Annotated in this window: 13 protein-coding genes and 1 pseudogene; 6 read left to right on the top strand and 8 right to left on the bottom strand. The window is 40.9% G+C overall.

Features of this window, described 5'->3' with window-relative positions; all coding sequences use genetic code 11:
• Positions 1–93: 93 nt before the first annotated feature.
• The 5 genes and pseudogenes from C9J47_RS04260 to C9J47_RS04240 all read right to left on the bottom strand — a co-directional run bounded on the left by C9J47_RS04260 (position 94) and on the right by C9J47_RS04240 (position 10,506).
• Positions 94–1,245, bottom strand: a complete 1,152-nt coding sequence (locus C9J47_RS04260) for a VirK/YbjX family protein (RefSeq protein WP_107252392.1) — start codon at positions 1,243–1,245, stop codon at positions 94–96.
• A gap of 314 nt (positions 1,246–1,559) precedes the next feature.
• Positions 1,560–3,142 (bottom strand): annotated as a pseudogene (locus C9J47_RS04255) (methyl-accepting chemotaxis protein).
• 333 nt (positions 3,143–3,475) lie between these two features.
• Positions 3,476–5,626 carry a 1,4-alpha-glucan branching protein GlgB gene (glgB, locus tag C9J47_RS04250; RefSeq protein ID WP_107252391.1) on the bottom strand — a complete coding sequence of 717 codons (2,151 nt, stop codon included), beginning with the start codon at positions 5,624–5,626 and terminating at the stop codon, positions 3,476–3,478.
• A 53-nt stretch (positions 5,627–5,679) separates the two neighbouring features.
• A complete protein-coding gene (gene malQ / locus C9J47_RS04245; RefSeq protein WP_107252390.1) occupies positions 5,680–7,863 on the bottom strand; it encodes a 4-alpha-glucanotransferase in 2,184 nt (727 codons plus the stop codon).
• Between the two features lie 180 nt (positions 7,864–8,043).
• Positions 8,044–10,506, bottom strand: coding sequence for a glycogen/starch/alpha-glucan phosphorylase (locus C9J47_RS04240; protein WP_107252389.1), 2,463 nt, complete (start codon positions 10,504–10,506; stop codon positions 8,044–8,046).
• Positions 10,507–10,984: 478 nt separating this feature from the next.
• On the opposite strand from C9J47_RS04240, the gene malT reads away from it, so the two are divergent.
• The 5 genes from malT (at position 10,985) to C9J47_RS04215 (ending at position 16,658) form a co-directional block, all read left to right on the top strand.
• The gene (malT, locus tag C9J47_RS04235; protein WP_107252388.1) at positions 10,985–13,693 is read left to right on the top strand and encodes an HTH-type transcriptional regulator MalT; all 2,709 of its coding nucleotides are present in this window, start codon (positions 10,985–10,987) and stop codon (positions 13,691–13,693) included.
• Positions 13,694–13,781: 88 nt separating this feature from the next.
• Positions 13,782–14,468 carry a DUF4336 domain-containing protein gene (locus C9J47_RS04230; protein ID WP_107252387.1) on the top strand — a complete coding sequence of 229 codons (687 nt, stop codon included), beginning with the start codon at positions 13,782–13,784 and terminating at the stop codon, positions 14,466–14,468.
• A 220-nt stretch (positions 14,469–14,688) separates the two neighbouring features.
• Complete coding sequence (locus C9J47_RS04225) at positions 14,689–15,354, top strand: outer membrane beta-barrel protein (protein WP_107252386.1); 666 nt, start codon at positions 14,689–14,691, stop codon at positions 15,352–15,354.
• A 201-nt stretch (positions 15,355–15,555) separates the two neighbouring features.
• Positions 15,556–15,828 (top strand): D-fructose-6-phosphate amidotransferase, encoded by a 273-nt coding sequence (locus C9J47_RS04220; RefSeq protein WP_107252385.1) that lies wholly within the window; start codon positions 15,556–15,558, stop codon positions 15,826–15,828.
• A 56-nt stretch (positions 15,829–15,884) separates the two neighbouring features.
• Positions 15,885–16,658, top strand: a complete 774-nt coding sequence (locus C9J47_RS04215; protein WP_107252384.1) for an alpha/beta fold hydrolase — start codon at positions 15,885–15,887, stop codon at positions 16,656–16,658.
• Positions 16,659–16,686: 28 nt separating this feature from the next.
• Here C9J47_RS04215 and C9J47_RS04210 read toward each other — a convergent pair whose 3' ends face one another.
• The 3 genes from C9J47_RS04210 to C9J47_RS04200 form a co-directional block, all read right to left on the bottom strand.
• Positions 16,687–18,423 (bottom strand): M16 family metallopeptidase, encoded by a 1,737-nt coding sequence (locus C9J47_RS04210; protein ID WP_107252383.1) that lies wholly within the window; start codon positions 18,421–18,423, stop codon positions 16,687–16,689.
• 13 nt (positions 18,424–18,436) lie between these two features.
• Complete coding sequence (locus C9J47_RS04205) at positions 18,437–19,750, bottom strand: M16 family metallopeptidase (RefSeq protein ID WP_107252382.1); 1,314 nt, start codon at positions 19,748–19,750, stop codon at positions 18,437–18,439.
• A gap of 185 nt (positions 19,751–19,935) precedes the next feature.
• Positions 19,936–20,802 carry a LysR family transcriptional regulator gene (locus tag C9J47_RS04200; protein ID WP_211321683.1) on the bottom strand — a complete coding sequence of 289 codons (867 nt, stop codon included), beginning with the start codon at positions 20,800–20,802 and terminating at the stop codon, positions 19,936–19,938.
• A gap of 111 nt (positions 20,803–20,913) precedes the next feature.
• Between C9J47_RS04200 and C9J47_RS04195 the strand changes: the two genes are divergently transcribed.
• On the top strand, positions 20,914–21,981 hold the full coding sequence (locus C9J47_RS04195; RefSeq protein WP_107252380.1) for an HlyD family secretion protein: 1,068 nt from the start codon (positions 20,914–20,916) through the stop codon (positions 21,979–21,981).
• Positions 21,982–22,002 lie beyond the last annotated feature (21 nt).

Here is a 22,002-nt window from a genome sequence, read left to right as displayed (position 1 = left end):
TCATGGAAACAAAAAATCTCTCAAGCTCACCAAAGTTAGAGTGAAATTTCGACTGGATAGTGCACGTTTATGGGAAAGTGAAACGACTATACACTAGGCAACATTCGTCGACATCTTAGTTATATCTTTCTTAATCATGTCCGGCTTTACCGAAACACTGATCAATGTTGTAACCTTTGCAGTGTCACACTTTGTATTGCCCTGTGCATCCTCAATGTGAGGTTCTTCAGTTTTAATCATCGACGTTAAACGGGCAATAAAATCAAGATTAGTACTCAGAGCACATAAACTTTTCATGACAGTCTGTTCGCTATCTTCCAACCACTGATAACGTTTTACATACAAACGACGTTTGGTTTTCTTTAATGTCGTTGGATCTTTGCGCAATGGCTGAAGTGGTATCTTATAGAAATATTTGTTCAGTACTTCAGCACCATATTCTTCCCATAGATCATTGTAATCAAATGTCACCGATTTACGTTTTGAACCCACATAGCGCAACGCTTGGTAGATATGTGCTTTATTAGAGATTCCATGAACCTCATCAACGTCTAGGCTTTTCGCCAACATCAACGCTATCTCTAACATCAATGCCTTGGTTCGTAAGCCATGCACCGAGCGCGTCAGCAACTTGATCACATCATTACGATCTTCAATATCATCACTTGGTCCTTGCACTGAACCAATATAAAAAATGGTTTTAGGCTGTGTCGACACATGGCAACTTAATGAATAGATCGTACGATTTTGTGCATCTATTAGTTGCAAGCCTAAAGACCCTTCCCGGCTTCCACCTGCACATAACTTTACATGGTAAGAGCCACCTTTGGAGTCCTCAAACGACAAAATGGTTAGGCCTACGTTTTCATAAATCCTTGATAAATTAGAGCCAAAAATATGCTGACAAAAATTAAAGTGATCTTGAATATGTGTTACACGTTCGGCGCGACTCCAATTAACACATAAGTACGGCTTCAAGGGTTTTTCTAAAATACGAGGATTAGATTTCAACACTGGTGATAATTTTTCATTATCAAATAATGTCATCATTGATTTCATCGTATTTGCATTCATTATCCCCCACAAACAGAAACGCGCATTCTTTTTAATTCTGCGCCATCCAGTACTTCCTGGGTATAAATCGTCTGCAATTTTAGGCAACGCACGCAAATAACCGCTCTTCTTTTCAACCATTACATTCAAAATATCTAATCTTCTTTTGTCAATTAAGGGCAAGTTACACATTAATGTTCACCTTGAATGAACCGTTACTGACTTAAACACTCAAGCCAGCAGTTATGCGAACTAACAACTCCTGAAAATTCTGTCAAAGTATACCGAATGATAATGCACACTGTACAGTTAATTGTGAACAGCGTGCAAATAATAGCTATTAAGTCGTTAAGTAGTACTTATAGAAAACTAACCGGGAAGGGATAGAGACGAAAGCGCCATTGATGATCACTTAATAACGATAATCAATGGCGTAATAATTTATCGGTTTATATCCTACATAATGAGAAATACGATAATGTAAGGGAGTTTATGTCTGACGCCGTTTATATACGTTGAAATTGATCCATCAAGCGCTTCATTGTTTCCAGCCGGTCCACCAGCATACGGGTATTCTCTACAGAATAATTACTGGTTTTTGACGTTGCGACCGTTAGTTCGTTGATGTTTTCAACATTGCGTGAGATCTCATCGCTGACACCCGCTTGCTCTTCCACTGCCGAGGCTATTTGATGGCTACTATCTGTAACTAGGTTAAGCACCTCGTTAATCTGCTCTAATAAGGTGCCCGTTTCTGCTGCCTGATCATTACATTGTTTCGACAATGCACCGCCACGCTCAACAGCATCGACCGCTTGGCTCGCTGTTTGTTGTAGCCGTGCAATCATCTGCTGAATTTCACCCGTAGATGATTGAGTTTTTTGCGCTAACGAACGCACCTCATCAGCAACCACCGCAAAGCCGCGTCCGGCATCACCAGCACGCGCCGCTTCAATCGCAGCGTTCAGTGCCAATAGGTTAGTTTGATCGGCAATCGAGCCAATCACATCCATAATGCCTTCAATTTGTTTACTGCTATCCGATAATGCATTAATGACTTGCTTGGAGTTATCTAACTCTTGATGCAATGCATGTACAGAGTTAATAGTCGTTTCAACACTCTGTTGTCCTTCTAACGACATCTGCTGTGCTTCAGAGGTAATCGTCGATGCTTGTGCTGCGCTTTCTGCCACTTCTCGGATAGATGAAGACATTTGTCCCATCGCAACACTTACTTGCTCTGTTGCCGCCATTTGTTGTTCAAGATTGGTCTGCATTTGTTGCGTGTTACCAAACTCATCCTCAGCAGAAATAAGAATATCACCCGACGTTTCACTGGCACGTCCAACGATAGCTCGCAGCTCTGCTTGGCGCATACGTAATGCTAACTCAACAACAGATACATCATCTTTTTTACCCGTGTAGACATATTCCATTAATGGATTATCGTAAGCCTCTTTTGCCATATCCGTTAATTTTTTATAACGTTGAGACAGCTGAACACTGATCACAGTCGCTAAGGCGATAACCAAAAGCATCGCGATAGAAATGATATTTACGCCAGACATCAATATTTGTACCATCGCCAATGCAAAAGCGACAGAAAGAAGACATGGAATTAAAAGGGTTTGTGCAAAACGAGGGCGTGACGTGGTAGGCTTCTTGCCAGAATTCAATTGCTTATAGAGTTGAGTCGCACGACTGACACTAGCCTGATCGGGTCGACTACGTACAGATTGAAACTCAACAACCTCACCTTTGTCATTGGTGATCGGTGTTACAAATGCTGAAACCCAGTAATAACTACCATTTTTACAACGATTCTTTACTACCCCCATCCAACTTTTACCCGACTTTATGTACTGCCAAAGTTGAGCAAACGCCTGTTTCGGCATATCACTATGCCTGACTAAGTTATGCGCCTTTCCATCCATTTCCTCTACGCTATACCCTGCAACATCACAAAAATGCTGATCCGGATAGTAATATTACTATCCGGATCTGTAGTTGATATCAGATTAATCCCTTCTGAATAATCAACTTCTTTATCCAACTCTTCATGTATTGTTTCTTTTGAAGATTTTGTCATTTTTTTTCTCTTATTATTTTATATGCAACAAAATGATTATTATATCTAAAATATGTGATTACAATCGCATAACCTCAGCGTACCATTGCTGAAATGACAAAAAAATGACACTGATTAGTATTTACAGAAGAAACATGTATTTAATCTATTAATTAAGCAAAAAAAAGCCTGTGATACATGATCACAGGCTTTTTTTTCTCAATACTCAACGTGTTTTTTATTGCATTATTACTCAGCAACTTATTGAAAATTAACGAATCAAATGCAACAAGTTGCTAAGCAACTAGGTATTCAGTGCTGTTTTTTTTTACACATTCATACCATACACACGTTTTATGCGTGTTTTTTAAATGCTAAAAATACCGTTGATAATGGCGGTAGATCCAACGAAATAGATTGTGCCAAACCGTGTTTTTCTAACAACTGCGTTTTCACTGTTTGCTGTATTGGTGTACCACTACCCCAATATTTTTCAGCATCAGTATTAAGCAATAATTCATACTCACCCTCTGCAGGTACACCTAAGGTGTAGCCTTCACGAGGAACAGGTGTGAAATTAGAAATAACGAGTACTTTATCGCCATTCAGTGCAAATCGCTCATGCGCTAACACACTGGTTTCAGCATCATCTTGAACACGCCATTCAAACCCTTCAGGCGAACAATCGAGTTCATGTAATGCTGGCAAATCTTGGTACAAATGGTTCAAATCACTGACAAGCTTTTTCATGCCATAATGGCGAGGGTACTCTAACCAGTGCCATTCTAGTTGACCATCATGTGACCATTCGGCACTTTGAGCTATTTCAGCACCCATGAAATTCAGTTTCTTACCTGGCTGGCCATACATGTAACCCATGTATGTACGCAAATTAGCACTTTTTTGCCATTCATCGCCTGGCATTTTATCTAATAGCGAACCTTTACCGTAAACCACTTCATCGTGAGATAAAGACAGTACATAGTTCTCGCTAAATGCATAAATCAGCGGGAAGGTAATCGTATTATGATGGAATTTACGGTGCACAGGCTCTTCTTGAATATAAGAAAGGCTGTCGTGCATCCACCCCATATTCCACTTAAAGCCGAAGCCTAAACCGCCCATATCAGTAGGACGAGAAACACCAGAGAATGCCGTTGATTCTTCAGCAATGGTCATCGCATTTGGATAATGAGAATACACTTCTTCATTCATCCAACGTAGCAAGCTGATTGCATCGTAATTCTGGTTACCACCGTCGTGATTTGGAATCCACTGATCGTGCTCACGGGAATAATCGAGATACAACATAGATGCCACAGCATCAACACGCAAACCATCAATATGATAATGCTCGAACCAAAACAATGCATTCGATACTAGGAAGCGGCGTACATGATCGCGACCGTAATCATAGATGTAGCTCTTCCAATCTTGATGCCAACCACGACGAGGATCTGGGTCGTTAAATAATGCTGTGCCATCAAAATTAGCAAGACCGTGATCATCAGAAGGGAAATGAGCTGGTACCCAATCAAGTACGACACCGATACCCGCTAAGTGGCATTGATCAACGAAGTATTTAAAATCATCAGGTGTACCAAATCGACTTGTTGGTGAGAACAAACCAATAGGCTGATAACCCCATGAACCATAGAACGGATGTTCTGAAACTGGCATTAATTCAAGGTGGGTATAACCCATCTCTGATAAATAAGGGATCAGTTGTTCTGCAAGCTCACGATATGTTAGAAAATCGCCCTGCTCATTTCTACGCCATGAGCCCGCATGAAGCTCATAAAAAGACAATGCTTCTTGATGCTTCACACTAACAGGACGTGTTTGCCATGCTTTATCTTGCCATTGGTAACGAGACTGATCGTAAACGATAGAGGTAAAAGATGGGTACTGTTCTGATGAGTAGCCCCAAGGATCAGCTTTATGCGGTAAGCTATTTCCTGAACTATCTTTTAATTCAAATTTATATTGAGTGCCATCGTCTAAATCTGGAATAAATAAGCCCCACAGGCCATCATCCAAACGTTGCATAGGGTGACGACGGCCATCCCAAGCATTGAATTCACCAATAACACTGACTGCTGATGCATTCGGTGCATAAGTAAGAAAACGTACACCAGATATTGGCTGACCACCTTTATTAAGGGAGAGCAGCTGTGCACCCATCTCGCTATGCATTTTCGATGGCGATACGAGTGCATCACCTGAAGGCATAAACCCATGAAACTGGTACGGGTCATGAATTGTTTGCTCGCCAGTCGGCCAGCTTATATGTAGCTTATATACTGCAGCGGTAAGATCCATCTTACTTGTTAAAACGAAACCACTTTTACCTTCGCGTGTAAGAGGAAATTTCTCACCATTTTCAATTTCAACTACCATAGAAACAGCCCCTGGCATCCACACACGAAGTGCGATGCCTTTTGACTGATACTGTGGGCCTAAAAACGAAAACGGGTCCGAAAAAGCAGCCCTTTCGAGCTGCATATATTCCTTTTCACTGCGTGTCACTTTGATCGTGTCCAACGCACTACTCCTGATTATTTTTTCTGGCTTGCTTTTCCTCGTGCGTCTGTTAAACGACGAGTTAGATCAATAATATCTTGACGTGTAAATAAATCGTCTAATGTTGTAGAAAGCTTACGACGCCAGTTAGGGTATTCATCAACTGTACCAGGAATGTTGACTGGCTTATCCATTTCCAACCAGTCTTCCAATTGTAGGCTCAGCAATGCACTCGAACTAGCAGCCAAATGCATCTGCATACCTTCACTAAGGTGCAGATCCATTGGAACATAACTCGCATCGTGACCTACCCCTTCAGGAAGATAACCATGCCAGTCTAAACTATCAAGGATTTTTTGCTTACTTTCAGCACGACTTGCAAATAATCCCGCAAGTTGCTCTTTATCTGGGTAAAGCCCTAATTCTTCACCCATTTTCAAGTCATCACAATGCCAGAAACCACGAAGTGTTGGCATATCATGCGTACATAATGCCGCCATAGATTGTGATGGATAATGAGCCGGAGAATAGAAACCACCATCTTCAGCTGTTTCGAAAAAGAATACTTTGTATGAGTGAATACCAGCAGTTGACAGTTTGCCTATAATTTCATCTGGCACTGTACCCAAATCTTCACCGATGACAGTACACTGAAAACGGTGACTCTCTAATGCTAAGATTGCCATCATGTCATCTACTGGGTAGTACATGTAAGCACCTTGCGTTGCTAATTCACCTTTCGGAATCCACCAAAGGCGTAACAAGCCTAAAACGTGGTCAATTCGTAGTGCACCACAGTTACGCATATTTGCACGTAATAACTGGATGTAAGGTTCGTAAGCTGTTTCTTTTAATGCTTCTGGGTTTAGCGGCGGTAAGCCCCAATTTTGACCCAATGGACCCAAAATATCAGGTGGCGCGCCAACACTAACATCTTGACAAAGCGCACCATGGTCAGCCCATGTTTCAGCACCAGAATCACAAACGCCAACGGCAAGGTCACGGTATAGACCCATTGCCATGCCTTTCTCTTCAGCTAACTCGTTCACTTCAGCAAGCTGAGTGTCTGCTAGCCATTGTAAGTACATGTATAACTGAACTTGTTTAGCGTTATCTTTGATATAAGTTTTAACTGCTGCATTATCGAAATGACGGTACTCTTCTGGGAATACAGGCCAGCCCCAAGCATTATCATCTTTCTTCTTAAGATCTGCATGCAATGCATCAAATGCCGCTTGATGAAGTAAGCTCTCACCGCCCTCTTCAACAAACTGTAAGAATTGTTTTGCACGTTCTGTATTATTATCTAAGTGACGCTCACTAAAAGTATCAAATAGTAACGGAAGTACTGCCATCTTTAAGCAAGACACTTCGCTATAATTCACCCAATTAGTATTACGCGCTTCCACTAAACGTTGTTGGAACTCAGTACTACCAACAAGCTGTTGGGCTGCGTCACATTGGGCAAACTCAGATACTGAGCTAACGTCAATGTACATCAAGTTTAACCAACGTCGTGAAGATGGGCTATATGGGCTTGCACCTTCTGGGTTCGCAGGAAACAGTGAGTGAATGGGGTTAAGACCCACAAAATCACCACCTCGAGCCGCAATATCAGCCACTAATTGTTTTAGATCGCCAAAGTCACCAATACCCCAGTTATGGTTGGTACGAACAGAATAAAGCTGAACACTGGTGCCCCAAAGCTTCTTATCATCCAGCAGCGCTTGCTGCTTATAACAAGACGTTGGAGTTACGATCAATGTCATTTCAAATGGAGACTTACGGCGTTTGCGGAAAACTTCTAATTTATGGTAGCCCCACGCCAAATCATCAGGTAATGCAAAAACAAGAGGACCGCCATTTTCACGATCATCAGAAATAAGTTGAGACTGTAACCAACCTTCCATTACTACACCTTGTTCGGTAGTAAGTTTCCAGCTGAAATCACTTGCTCGTGCACTTACGCCTAGGTGTAACGTAATGTGCATGGGTTCGCCATTACGAACAACCTTAACAGGTGCTAATACATCTGGACGCTGTCTTTTTAGCGCAGATTCCATTAATGCATCATCATTTTTGGTGTCATAGCCAAGCGCAGATAATAAACGACGTAAGGTCTCGTTTTCTACTTGAGCTTCATCACCCCAAGCACTGACATAACTGTCAGCTAGGCCAGCCATTTCTGCAACTTGTTTTAATACTTGATCATCTTTCATCGTTCTCTCCGATAGCGATCTTAATGCCGCTACGATGTTTAATTTGCTGATACCAATACAGAGTGGCGCTTAACTTCCAAATATCGATGCCTTTGTTTGCTAACTAGCAACTGCCATCAACAAGCAAGAAAGTTAATGATTACGGCAAGTACCAATGATGGCACTTGCCGTTTAAAGCAGTTATTTAACTGAGACTGCTTTTAGTTTCCAGATATTATTAACGTAGTCACGGATACTACGGTCTGAACTGAATTTACCAACAAGTGCTGTATTCAAAATCGTTTTACGTGCCCATGTTGCTTGATCACGGTATTCCGCATCAATTTTCTCATGTGCTTTTACGTAGTCTGCGAAATCAGCAAGCACTAAATATGGGTCACCGCCGTCCAGTAAGTTTTGGCGAATCGCCGATAACTGACCAGGGTTGCCCGGTGTAAATTCGTCTGTATTCAATAAATCTAGCGACGCACGTAGAAGGCTATCAGCGTGGTAGTAGCGGTAAGGGTCGTGACCCTCTTCTTTTTGTTTCAGTACTTCATCTACCAGTAAACCGAAGATAAAGATGTTTTCGTCGCCCACTTCTTCACGGATCTCAACGTTTGCACCGTCCATCGTACCGATAGTTAGTGCACCATTAAGTGCAAGCTTCATGTTACCTGTACCCGACGCTTCTAGACCTGCTGTTGATATCTGCTCAGACACGTCAGCCGCAGGAATAATGATTTCCGCAAGGCTTACACGGTAATCAGGTACGAATACAACTTTCAGCTTACCGCCAAGGCGAGGATCGTTATTTACTTTGTCTGCAACTTTGTTAATTGCAAAGATAATATCTTTTGCTAATGCATAACCCGGTGCTGCTTTCGCGGCAAAGATAAATACACGTGGGTGCATATCAAACGTAGGTTCATTCAGCAAACGATGGTAAAGCGATAGAATATGAAGCAAATTCAAATGCTGACGCTTATATTCGTGTAGACGTTTAATTTGAACATCAAAGATTGCATTAGTATCAAGCTCGATACCCATGTTGTCTTGAACCCAATCAGCAAAACGTTGCTTGTTGTCTTTCTTCACTGCTAGGTAACGCTTCTGGAATTTCTTGTCTTCCGCAAATTTAGCTAAACCAGACAACTGCTCAAGTTTTGCAGGCCATTCTGTGCCGATTTTTTCATTCACTAACTCAGTAAGGCCAGGGTTACAGAACTTTAACCAACGACGTGGTGTAACACCGTTTGTAACGTTATGAAGACGACCTGGGAATAGTTCGTTGAATTCAGGGAATAAATCACGTTTAACTAACTCAGAGTGCAGAGCCGCTACGCCATTAACAGCGTAAGTACTGACTACACACAAGTTTGCCATACGAACCATACGCTGCTGGCCTTCTTCAATAATAGAAAGCTTACGTTTGATTTCGTTGTTACCAGGCCACTTCTCTTCAACCAACGTCATGAAACGGTGGTTAATTTCGAAAATAATTTCCATATGACGCGGAAGCATATCTGCGATTAGAGACTCGCTCCATCTTTCCAGTGCTTCAGGCAATAATGTATGGTTAGTGTAAGCAAATACTTTCGATGAAATTGCCCATGCCGCATCCCAACCTAATTTGTGCTCATCAATAAGGATTCGCATTAGTTCAGGAATTGCAATTGTTGGGTGAGTATCGTTTAGCTGAATAGATTCAAGTTTCGCAAGGTCTTCAATTTTGTTTCCAGCCGCAAAATGGCGACGAAGAATATCTGCTACAGAACATGCGCAATGGAAATACTGCTGCATTAAGCGCAATGTTTTACCCTGATCATGATTGTCATTTGGGTAAAGCACTTTTGTTACGTTACCAGCTTCTAATTGGCCGTATTGTGCGCCAACGTAATCGCCATCGTTAAAGCGAGCTAGATTGAATGGCGCTGGTGAGCGACATTCCCATAAACGCAGAGGGTAAACGCTCTTATTGTCGTAACCAACAATAGGAAGATCCCATGCAACACCTTCAACGGTCATTGCTGGAACCCAACGGCGGCAACTAGTGCCCGCTTTATCTGTGTATGTTTCAACTGAACCAAACAGACCAACAGTTTGGCCGAGTTCAGGGCGAACAACTTCCCAAGGGTAACCCTCAATACCGCGCCATGCATCTGGCACTTCTACTTGATGTCCACCTTCAAAAGATTGGCTAAATAAACCGTATTCGTAATGAAGACCGTAACCAACAGCAGGGTATTCTTGCGCTGCTAAAGAGTCCATAAAACACGCGGCTAGACGGCCAAGACCACCATTACCTAATGCAGGATCACGTTCTTCTTCAAGTAAATCTGTTAAGTTAAGCCCTAGCTCTTCTACTGCTGCGCTCACTTCTTCGTATAACCCCATGCTGATAAGGTTGTTACCAGTAAGGCGACCAATCAAGAATTCTAAAGAAAGGTAATTAACACTACGTACATTTTGTTCTGCAATTTGCTTTTCCGTTTCTAGCAGGCTGCCGGTGCTGATCTCAGCTAATGCTTTGCCTACTGCTAGATACCAGCTTCGTGAATCTGCTGTCTCTGGCGTTTTCGCATAAGTAGTCACTAAGTGTTTTTCTACTGATGCTTTAAATAAAGCTTTATCAAATTGTTGTGTTTGACCACGTGTAGTCATGGTTCATTCTCTCTCTAGGATTATTTCAACTGGAATCTATGTTGCCTGTATTTATTCATAAAAACATCCTCCTGACTTTGGGGTATGAGGGATGAGTAGAAGGGGCGTAGGTAATATTAACGGGGATTTTTTGTGACACTCTCCATAAAAATAGGGTGTAGATGAATAATCACAAGCTAACCATGCAACCTAGTTCACACTTATGAATGAAACACTTATGTGCAACTACCCTCTTATTTTTTTGTGTCACACGCATATTATGTGAAGTGGTTCATATTTTTAGGGATGAGAGACGATAGAAGGACGCTTTAAACCCATGAGAAAGGTAAAGTTATGGTTAGGATCAAATATTGTAGTCCCCATTTACTGCATGATTTTGATTAGCAAGTAGCATAAAGCACATACTTACTATTCCTTTGTAACCAAAGGAAGATTTCAAATCGGATCTTGAACCCTTATAAAAGACGTAAAGAATACTATGTGGATACCTTCGAAACTTACTCGACCAGCACGCCTTCATAATGCAATTCTTCGTTCTCGATTGCTGGAAAGCCTCGATCAAGCGCCTTATTATCGCCTTGTTCTTTTTCGTTCGCCTGCCGGTTACGGTAAAACAACAATGGCCGCGCAGTGGTTGAATAACCACTCACATACTGGATGGTTTAACGTTGATGAAAGTGATAACGATACCTTTAGGTTTGCAAACTATTTACTGCAATCTATTAATAAAGCAACAAATAATGCCTGTTTAAAAACCCAAGCAATGGCAGAACGCCGCCAGTTTGCGTGTTTAACAACGCTATTTAGTGAATTATTTGGTGAATTATCAGATTATGGTGAACAAACGTATTTAGTTCTTGATGATTACCATGTGATCAATAATGAAGAGATCCATGAAGGTATGCGCTTTTTCCTTAAGCACATGCCAGATTGCGTCACATTAGTGGTTACCAGCCGTACACAACCACCACTCGGCACTGCAAATTTACGAGTGCGTGATTTACTGATTGAGGTGGATAATAATTTACTGGCTTTTGATCAAGAAGAGACCGAACGCTTTTTTCACAAGCGGGTCTCTTCAGAAATTGAAACAACAGTACTCAATTCACTACGAGAACAAGTCGAAGGTTGGCCATCAGCTTTACAACTTATCGCACTGCATGCCCAACAAAAACCGAATAACCTGGCGGAGTCTGCCCTTTCAATGGCAAACTTTAACCGAGGGCATTTGTGGGACTACCTAGCAGAAGAAGTCTTTGACCAATTAGATCGTGAAACCCAACAGTTTTTATTACAGTGTTCAGTATTAGATATTTTCAATGCTGAATTAGTATCTGACTTAACGGGTCGTAGCGATGCTCTCTCTATGTTGGAATCACTCAACCGCTTTGGTTTATTCTTAAATACACTTGAAGGTGCTGATAACTGGTATCGCTTCCATAACCTTTTCGCTGAATTTTTACGCCACCAGCGCTACTCTCAAATTCCACAGCAACGAACAAAGTTACACAACAATGCAGCAAAAGCATGGCTAAAACAAAACCGTCCACAACAAGCTTTAATGCATGCAATGAAAAGTAAAAATGAAGATCTCACCATAGAGATCCTGACTGATTACGGCTGGAGTATGTACCATCACGGAGAATTAAAACTCTTAGAAGATTCCATCTCTGCACTAAGTACTGAAAAACTGTTCAGCGCACCACGCCTTACCTTATTACGCGCTTGGCTAGCACAAAGTCAGCACCGCTATGATGATGTTGGTGAGTTAATCGCTGAATCTGAAGAAGAAATGAAACAACGTAATTTGGTGTTAGACGATGGATTACAAGGTGAGTTTAATGCACTTCGTGCTCAAGTTGCCATCAACCAAAGTAAGCCAGTAGATGCATTAGTGTTATCTGAACAAGCATTAGGACAGTTGCCTTCAACAACATACCGCAGTCGCATTGTTGCCACCTCTGTTGTGGGTGAAGTACACCACTGTTTAGGTAATCTCAGCCGTGCATTGCCGATGATGCAGCAAACAGAAAAGATGGCACGTCAGTACCACGTATATCATCAAGCCCTGTGGGCTCTATTGCAACAAAGTGAAATTCTCGTCGCTCAAGGTTATGTTCAAGCTGCATTTGAATTACTCGACCAAGCCTATCGCCTAGTAAAAGAGCAACATCTACAACAAGTTCCTCTTCATGAATTTTTGTTACGCCTACGCGCTCAGATTTTATGGTGCTGGAACCGACTCGATGAAGCAGAAGAATGTGCCCATAAAAGCTTAGAGGTACTCGCACCTTTCGATGACACCAAGTCATTGCATGCTTACTCAATGTTGGCACGTATTGCACTTAGTCGTGGTGAGATAGATAAAGCAGCACGTTATTTAGAATTGTGTAATAGCTTAATGGAACGCGCTGATTATCATATTGATTGGCGTGCAAACACCGATTTGTCTAATCTTTTTTACTGGCAGATAAAAGGTGAAAAAGACAATATCGCGAACTGGTTGCATCAAGCTGAACGTCCTGATGGCGCTTGTAACCACTTCCAGCAATTACAATGGCGAAACATCGCCCGTGCCAGCATCATTTTAGAAGACTACCATCAAGCAGAAGAAATCTTCGCTATGCTTGAGGATAATTGTAAAGCACACAACTTAATAACGGATAGTAATCGTAACCTTGTTATACAATCCATTCTTTGTAAAAAACAAGGCCAACGCAAAATTGCTCTTGAACACCTAAAACAGGCATTAATCCTGACGAACAGTACTGGCATGATCGGTAACTTTCTGTGTGATGCAAATGAAATTTGTGATTTACTGCAAGAATTAGTTGATACAAAGCAGTTGAATGAATTAGAACTTCATCGAGTACAGCAACTTCTTCGTGAAATGACCAGCAAAGAACGTAACCGTTCAGTACACTTTGATGAAAACTTTGTCGAAAAGCTTCTAAACTTGCCGGATGTACCAGAGCTAATTCGTACAAGCCCACTGACTCAACGAGAATGGCAAGTGCTTGGCTTAATTTACGCCGGTTTTAGCAACGAACAAATTGCATCTGAACTCGATGTTGCTTCTACAACGATCAAAACACATATTCGTAATTTGTATCAGAAATTGAATATTGCAAATCGCCAGCAAGCAATAGATACAGCAGAAAACTTACTTAAACTAATGGGCTTTTAAAGAAAAACTACACGACAAAGCCCATTCAGCGAGTGTTTGTAAGCATGATCTTTCATACACTCGCTCATTAACTGGTTAAGGATAACCAATGATTGAATGGACGAAAGATCGCATTTGGTACATCGATATGCCGCTGAAGGTAAATGGTATACCTGTAGGCAGTCGTATGACTGTGATCAAGCTAGAAAATGATAAATTGCTGATTCATTCTCCGGTTCAACTCACCACTCAACTGCAATTAGAGTTAACGAAATTAGGGCAAATTCAAATAATCGTCACGCCCAACATGAATCATCATTTGTTTTTATCAGAATGGTGGCTCGCCTACCCTGAAGCGTATTTTTTCGCCCCTCCGGGCTTACAACAAAAAAGAACTGATTTAGTATTCGATGATGCATTAGGCGCAAAAACACCCGATCTATGGCGAAACCAATTACTCCAAACGATTGTTCGTGGCAGTGATTCAATGGAAGAAATTGTATTCTGTGATCCACAATCTAAAACATTAATCGTTGGCGATACATTAGCGTGGCTACACAATACCCACAACCCACTCACACTGGCACTAGCCTTCATTAATGGATGTTATTACCGCCCAGCGATGCCTTTATATTGGCGATTATCATTCAAAGATAAGACCCGCTTACGCCAATCTATTCAAGAAATTCTTACCTGGCCTTTCGATCGTATAATCTTATCTCACGGCTTAGTTATTCCAGAAAATGGTAAAAAAGTATTCTCTGATGCATTTCGATGGGTACTTCAAGGCGAATAACTAAAAACCTCACAGCCTTATAGTTCTAATTATGGATATTTGCATTAACGAAAACATGTAGCTTACCCGCATAGCTGCATGTTCAACAATCCCAATAAAAAACACCGTACAAATAATTATTGCACAATGTTTTTTACTGGGGTAATATCCTCATCATTGAAAACATAAGAACAACATTAAGTAATTAATATGTTTTCATAAATATAATTAGGATTTAAAAATGAAAAAATTCATGCTGCTTCCCCTTGCAACTCTTTTAGCGACAACTTTTACTGCACAAGCGGAAACGACTGAAACAACACAACAAAACCTGACGCAAAATTTCAACTACGTTTCAGGTGGTTTACAGATTTCGACTTACAATCATGACCTTATTTCATCAGCATCAGCTTCCACTATGACTACCAGCAAAACAGACAATACTGCTGGTATGTATCTTCGTGGTAGCTGGAACTTCACTGACAACTTCTTTGTAGAAACGCGTGGTGACGCAACCGTTAAAGATGATCTTACTATCTCTAACAGCGTATTAGGCTTAGGTTACTTTCACCCAATCAATAACGACTTAACCGTATACGGTTTAGCGGGTTACTCTCGTACAGAAGTAGAATTAGAGGTCTTTAATTTCTCAAATACTTCAGTAACGGGTCGCGTTGATGACTCTGGTATTACAGGTGAAGTTGGTGCACGTTACCAGCTAATGAGCAAGTGGACTGTTGAGCCAGCTGTTCGTATGGCTAATTACGACAAGACAATGTACGAAGTTCGCCTTGGCAACAACATTAAAGTGTCTGATCACATGAGCATTGAAGCAAACCTAATGCACCGTGATTACAACGAACTAAAAGAAATGAGCTACCAGCTAGGTGCTCGCTACAGCTTCTAATACAGAATCTGTCACTTTCTTTAAAAACGGCTTAACATCTTGGTGTTAAGCCGTTTTTGTTTTTTCAAATTGAATCAATCCATTTGTATGATGTAAGTCAATTTAGTGCTTATCCTCTAGGCGTATATTTAACACCACAAGGAATGGGTGAAGATAAATCATCACCTATAATTATGCACTATGATTACAGGAGTATTATAAATGGACGCTTCCAAAGTATATTTACGCGATTTTCTTGGGTTGATTCTCGTCATTCTCTCGGTTCTCGCACTACTAGGCGCTATTTTCGATGTTCTTGCCGTATTGAATTACGTATCTGATGAAAAAGCACGGGCTTCAGTTTACCTCCATGAGTCGCTACCGTTATTAATCTGTATATTGCCAACATTCATTATTGCTAAAATCATTAATCGACCATCGTGGATTATTGGCAGTGAAGACTACCGCCTAATGATGGCAAAAAAAATGCACTAGATATCGTTCTACCTAGTACATTTAAAGTGAAGAAATAGGAAGTGGGCAATGTAAGTATGAAAATGTTGAATGCATTAAATACACATCCCATCGTGTTAATTCGAGGGTTATTACGCGAACAGCGACATTGGGGCGATTTTCTAAATCAACTCAATACGCAATTCCCTAAACGTCAAATAATCTGTGTCGATCTAGCTGGCAATGGAAAACGTCATAAACTGCAATCACCCAAAAGTATTCCAGCAATGGTACAAGATTTACGTATTCAATTACGCCTAAAGCTTACTACTGACACCCCCGTTGATTTGATTGCTCTTTCAATGGGGGGAATGATTGCAATTAGCTGGATGACGCTTTTTCCTGCTGAAATACGCTCTGCCATTTTAATGAATACCAGCGTACGACCACTGTCTCCGTTTTATCAACGCTTGAACTGGCGACAATACCTAACCATTGTTCGTATGCTATTAAGTCAATCAGAACAACAAGAAACGTTAATATTCAACATGACATCGAACCAACCAATACAAGCGAAAGTCATTAAAAATTGGACGCAATGGAAAAACGAGTGTCCCATAACAGCAAAAAATGCATTCAATCAACTGTATACATCCGCTATGTTCCGCTTTACTGATAAACCTAAACAACCAGTCATGTTACTTGGATCATCAAACGATCGCCTAGTCAGCCATCAATGCAGCAATGCACTTTCTAAACATGCTGAGTGGCCATTAATTAGCCACTCTACGGCAGGTCACGATCTCACTCTAGATGAACCAGAATGGGTGAGTAAACAAGCTGCCGCGTTTTATGTGCGATTACCTAAATAGTTTCGATTCTTGTTTTATATAATTAGCTTTAACCGCCAAACCCGACTTGCTCAATATTTAACATCTCAACTGAACCGTATTTACTCACAAACGGTTGAAGTTCTGCAGCTTGGCCTATCATCACAAACTGTAAGTTTTTATTCGGGAAATATTGGTTAACTAGGCTTTGTGTTTCATCAAGCGTCAGAGAATCAACCTGACTTTCAAAGTTGTTAATATAACTTTCGTTAATACCGTAAACGTACATATCACCTAATATATCAGCCAATTGCTCCGACGTTTCATAACGTGGTGGAAACTGACCTTTCAAATAGGCTTTTGCTGAATCAAGTGTTTCTTGATCAACACCTTTTTCCCATAAGCGTTCATACGTTTCTATTGCTAAATCAACCGCTTGCTCTGTTGTTGATGTTTGGGTAAACGAGCTAATTGAAAATAAACCCGATTGAGACCAAGCGCTAAAACCAGAGCCTGCTCCGTAAGTTAATCCTGAATTTACTCGCAATTCATCGTTAAGCCATGATGTAAAACGCCCACCTAAGATGGTATTAACTAATTGAATGCCAATATAATCGGGATTGTCTTTCGCTATACCGACCCCACCAAAAATAAACGTGGTTTCAGTTGCGTTGGCTTTATTGACCACCAGCACTCGACTCTTATCCATTACTGGAACAGCATAATTTAAATCAAGCTGCGGAACAGGTTGGGTATTATTCCAATCTGCAAACAAGGCTTCTAATTCAAGCTTCATTAAGTTGGAATTGAAATCGCCTACCACGGTAATGGCAGTATTGACTGGCTGATAATAAGAGTTATGGAACGAGGCTAATTGTTTAGGCGTAATGGTCGCTATTGACTGTTGATCACCCTCTACAGGGTTGGCATATGCATGTTTATCAAACACAAACTTTGAGTAATACCCCCGAATAACCTTATTTGGGCTTTCTTTTTGCTGCGCCAATAACTCTACATTCTGTTTTTGAAATTTAGCAAATTCTTTCGCATTAAAGGTCGGCTCAGTCAGTACCGATTTAATCACATCAAACATGACATCTGCATCTTTCGCAAGAAAGTCGGCATTGATATAGCTCGATTCTTTATTCGATCCCGCTTCAAAACCGGCTCCGATATTATCGGTAACCTGCTCTAACTGCACTTTGTTGTATTTCTTAGAACCCAATAACAAGCCTTCCGCTGTCATTGAAGCTAAGCCAGAAATAGGATCGTTCACTGAACCCGCTTTAACAATCGCTTTCACAGTAATAACAGGAATATCATGTTTTTCTAGCAAATAAACGGTCATGCCATTTGCAAGTACTGCCTTCTTGTATTCGGGAAAAGAAAACTGCCCTTTTTTCACCGTACCACCCTTCTTTTCAACAATTAGTAAGCTATCGCCTCTAGCTCCAGCTAAACGTTCGGTATCTGTTTTATCTTCAAAGCCCAAAATTTGTGGTGTTGGCTTTAAAGCACTTACACTAGCCACACTTGAAACCTTATCATTATTCGATGTTACCGAAGAATCCATTATTACGCCTACCTTTCCCGCAGTGTTACTTGTCTCTGAATCTGCATTCGGTGTTGTTGTTTCGGATGGCCTTGTTTTAAAAATCGCTGTTTTCTGTTCAGTTACCGCAATCGTCTGCTCCATCGTTGCTTCATTGGCAGGCGCTTGCATAGTGGTATTATTAGCGCTTGGTGGAATGGTACAGGCGACAAGTGCCAAGCTAAAAGCGACTAAAATCGGTAATTTTATCGTCATTAGTTCCACTCCTCTACTGTTCAGTGGCGTCTAACACACCAACAGTGCGGTTAGATTGTCGAAAGTAAATATGGGCAACACGTTTGATATCGTCTACTGTCACGTTTTCAAATTCGCTAGGGGCATCAAATAAGGCTTTATAGCTACCAAAATAGAGTTCGTACGTACCAATCGTGTTTGATTTTCCATCGATAGTTTCAAGCTCTCGATAAAAATCCATTAGCTTCATGTTTTTCGCTTTAGTGAGCTCTTGTTCAGTTACACCTTTTTTAATCACATCATCTAGCTGCGTAATAAAGGCTTTTTCTAGTTCATCTGAACTTGTACCTTCGCTCGCCACCAAATAGAAATAAAACAGATTTGGATCTATCGACATTGGCATATGAGTATCAGCAGAAATCGCTAACCCTTTATCAACAATATTACGCTCTAGCCGTGAACTTCCCCCCCAGCCTAAAATGGTTTCGAGTAAAGATAATGCGTAATAATCTTGGTGTGTGGTTTGCGGTACATGATATGCCAACATCATATTGGGTGTGGTCACCGAACTTTTTTGAACATAAACGCGGCGTTCACCTTTTTGCGCAGGCTCAATTGCCGTTACTTTACGAGGCTCGGGCTGAGCAGGGATCGGAGTAAAATATTCTTCTGCCAGTGATTTAATTTCATCGAATTCAACAGCACCCGTAATCACCACAAAGGCATTATTCGGTGCGTAATACGTTTTATGATATTTAACTAAATCATCCAGCTTCCAATTTAAAATATCAGATTCATGACCAATAACGGACCAGCTATAAGGATGAACCCGGAATGCAGCCGCTTTAACCTCTTCATTTAGCACCCGCCAATTTGAATTCTCTAAACCTGTTCGACGTTCAGACATCACAACATCGCGTTCGCTTTCTAGCATTTCTTCATTGATATCTAAATGAGCAATACGATCAGCTTCTAAATCAAAAATTTTCTCGACCGAACTAGAAGGAAACCAATTGGTGTATACCGTGGTATTTTCAGTGGTATAAGCATTGTTTGCACCACCAGCAGATTCCATTACACGATCAAACATTTTCGGACCGTATTTTTTTGCCCCATTAAACATCATATGTTCAAAGAAATGGGACAACCCCGTAATGCCAAGTGCTTCGTTTCGTGAACCAACTTTCCAGAATAAATACATATTAGCATTGGGGATTGTGTAATCTTCTACCACTAATATTTTCATTCCATTTTCTAGGGTAAGGGTTTTTACATCTTCTACTTTCATTGCTTGTGCGACTCCCGTCATGCCAAGGCAAAGGGCGATCGCTAAGAGCAAACGCTTCATATCGACTCCTTGATACTAGAATGAACAACTCTACATATTGCCGTATTTTTATACGATCGTTTTAATTTATTGAACAAGTGCCACTCAATAAACATAGTGAAAATAGACACATCTCGCTAACTATTAAGTAAAAATCTTCATTAAGACCGACACGAGCTGGTTTTGTCAGCACGTTTAAAGCAAGGTTACAACGCTACACTATCATTAGTAAAAGTTTCACGTAGCAACTGTATCATCGCACGGGTTTTCTCTGGCAAATATTCACGTGAAGGATAAATTAATGTGAGCTTAATTTCAGGAAAACGTTCGCCAGATAATACATTAACTAGATCACCCGCAGTGACGGCTTCACGAACCAATATTGTCGGCAATAACGCAATACCATGAGCTGATTTCGCCATGTGGTGTATTAAACGTAAATCATCAGAACACAATCGAATCATTAAGCCATCAGCCAATGCCGTCGAATTATACCTGCTCACTAAAATGCGGTGGTCCATTAAATTCGCAAGATCTTTCGGTGCACCATGTGTAGCAATATAATCGGGTGAAGCCACTAAGCAGCAAGGAAATGGCAATAAGGTTTGCTGAACATAATCTTCATTAACAATCTTCAGAGTATTTGGCAATAACTGTAGATCGATATTATCTCGCTTTAAGTCGATGCTTTCTTGGCAGTGCTGTATTTCTAGTAATACATTAGGAAAACAGACTGTATATTTATCAATCAGTTCAGCAAACATGCTAGACGTTATTAACGCCGCCGGCACCGCTATTCGCAATACACCCTGTAACTCTTTTTGTCGGTTTTCAAGCAAGTTTACCGCTTGATTAGCCATTGTTAGAGGCTGATTCACTTGCTCGTACAGTAAACGTCCATTTTCTGTTAACTCGATATGCCGAGTGGTTCGAATTAACAGTTGACTGCCAAGTGCTTTTTCTAATTCTTGTAGCCTTCGGCTTACTTTTGAACGTTGTAACGAATATGCCTTGGCAGCAGCACTTATTCCGCCATGCCTTACAGTTAAAACAAACAGATAAAGATCATCCATGCTTACTTTCATTGTCTCACTAATAGGTCGTAAATGTTGTATTTGTCATTCTATTTAATCTAATCAACAATTTCTATAATAGAACCTTATTTATCGACATTTGGACATTCCATGCAAACTGCTGAATTAAAATTTCGCCGTTGGATGCAAAGCCTCATCATTCTTTTTATTCTTTTCGCCGGCTACATAGTGGTTGCAGATAGGCATGCTCCTTTAACAACAGAGAGCCGTGTTCAAGGATATGTTATTCAGATAGCACCAGAAGTCACAGGTACTGTTACTGATGTACAAGTGAGCAATAACCAAGCTGTAAAAAAAGGGACACCTCTTTTTAGTATTGATACAAGTCGATACACCCTAGCGGTAAAAAAAGCAGAAGTCGCACTTAAACAGGCTCATGAACAAGAAAGTGCTTTGTACGCAAAAGTGAGCTCAGGTAAGGCAAAAGTGGCGACAACTCAGGCATCTTATAATAATGCGCGTAGTGAGTATCAGCGTGTTAAGAAATTAGCACGACAAAAGCTGGTATCAGCATCAATGCTAGATAACGCGTTAGCAAATAACAGTGTAGCTTTATCTAACCTTCATGCAGCGCAACAAGACTTACTTTCATTACAAGTGCAACTAGGCATAACTCCCGGAGAAAGTAGTATGGTTCACGCTGCTGAAAACGCCCTAGAGCAAGCGAATCTCGACTTATCACACACCCAAGTTAATGCGCCTAGTGATGGCGTTATTACCAACTTACAGCTTGAAGTCGGCAGCACAGCAAGTACTAACATGCCATTATTGACATTCATTCCAACCGATTCGTTATGGGTAGCGGCTGATTTTCGAGAAAAAGCCATTGCACTAATGAATGAGCATTCAACTGCCTTAGTAACTTTTGATGCATTTCCCGGCGAAACATTCGCATTCAACATTCAAAGCCGTGATTTTGGTGTAGCCGCCGCACAGCAAAGTCCTAATGGTAAATTAACGGCTGTTGAAACAAATAACAGATGGGTACGAGATGCCCAACGGGTTCGTGTGAATTTATCAACAGATGAACCTTTACCTAAACAACTATTTGTAGGCTCACGCGCCACTGTTGTTATTTACCCTAGCGGTAACCCTATCTGGGCATTATTGGCCAAAATACAAATTTCGCTAGTCAGCATGTTGCACTACATCTACTAAATCATCGCTATTAACGTGAGT

The sequence above is a fragment of the Photobacterium indicum genome, from assembly GCF_003026215.1.
GTDB lineage: Bacteria > Pseudomonadota > Gammaproteobacteria > Enterobacterales > Vibrionaceae > Photobacterium > Photobacterium indicum.
Note: the sequence above shows the minus strand (reverse complement) of the source record. Positions and strands in the feature narration are given on the sequence as shown.

What these genes read in the sequence shown, in the direction of transcription:
- C9J47_RS04260 (WP_107252392.1), bottom strand. Translation starts at nt 1,245, where the DNA reads ATGTGTAACTTGCCCTTAATTGACAAAAGAAGATTAGATATTTTGAAT.
- glgB (WP_107252391.1), bottom strand. Translation starts at nt 5,626, where the DNA reads ATGCAGCTCGAAAGGGCTGCTTTTTCGGACCCGTTTTCGTTTTTAGGC.
- malQ (WP_107252390.1), bottom strand. Translation starts at nt 7,863, where the DNA reads ATGAAAGATGATCAAGTATTAAAACAAGTTGCAGAAATGGCTGGCCTA.
- C9J47_RS04240 (WP_107252389.1), bottom strand. Translation starts at nt 10,506, where the DNA reads ATGACTACACGTGGTCAAACACAACAATTTGATAAAGCTTTATTTAAA.
- malT (WP_107252388.1), top strand. Translation starts at nt 10,985, where the DNA reads ATGTGGATACCTTCGAAACTTACTCGACCAGCACGCCTTCATAATGCA.
- C9J47_RS04230 (WP_107252387.1), top strand. Translation starts at nt 13,782, where the DNA reads ATGATTGAATGGACGAAAGATCGCATTTGGTACATCGATATGCCGCTG.
- C9J47_RS04225 (WP_107252386.1), top strand. Translation starts at nt 14,689, where the DNA reads ATGAAAAAATTCATGCTGCTTCCCCTTGCAACTCTTTTAGCGACAACT.
- C9J47_RS04220 (WP_107252385.1), top strand. Translation starts at nt 15,556, where the DNA reads ATGGACGCTTCCAAAGTATATTTACGCGATTTTCTTGGGTTGATTCTC.
- C9J47_RS04215 (WP_107252384.1), top strand. Translation starts at nt 15,885, where the DNA reads ATGAAAATGTTGAATGCATTAAATACACATCCCATCGTGTTAATTCGA.
- C9J47_RS04210 (WP_107252383.1), bottom strand. Translation starts at nt 18,423, where the DNA reads ATGACGATAAAATTACCGATTTTAGTCGCTTTTAGCTTGGCACTTGTC.
- C9J47_RS04205 (WP_107252382.1), bottom strand. Translation starts at nt 19,750, where the DNA reads ATGAAGCGTTTGCTCTTAGCGATCGCCCTTTGCCTTGGCATGACGGGA.
- C9J47_RS04200 (WP_211321683.1), bottom strand. Translation starts at nt 20,802, where the DNA reads ATGGATGATCTTTATCTGTTTGTTTTAACTGTAAGGCATGGCGGAATA.
- C9J47_RS04195 (WP_107252380.1), top strand. Translation starts at nt 20,914, where the DNA reads ATGCAAACTGCTGAATTAAAATTTCGCCGTTGGATGCAAAGCCTCATC.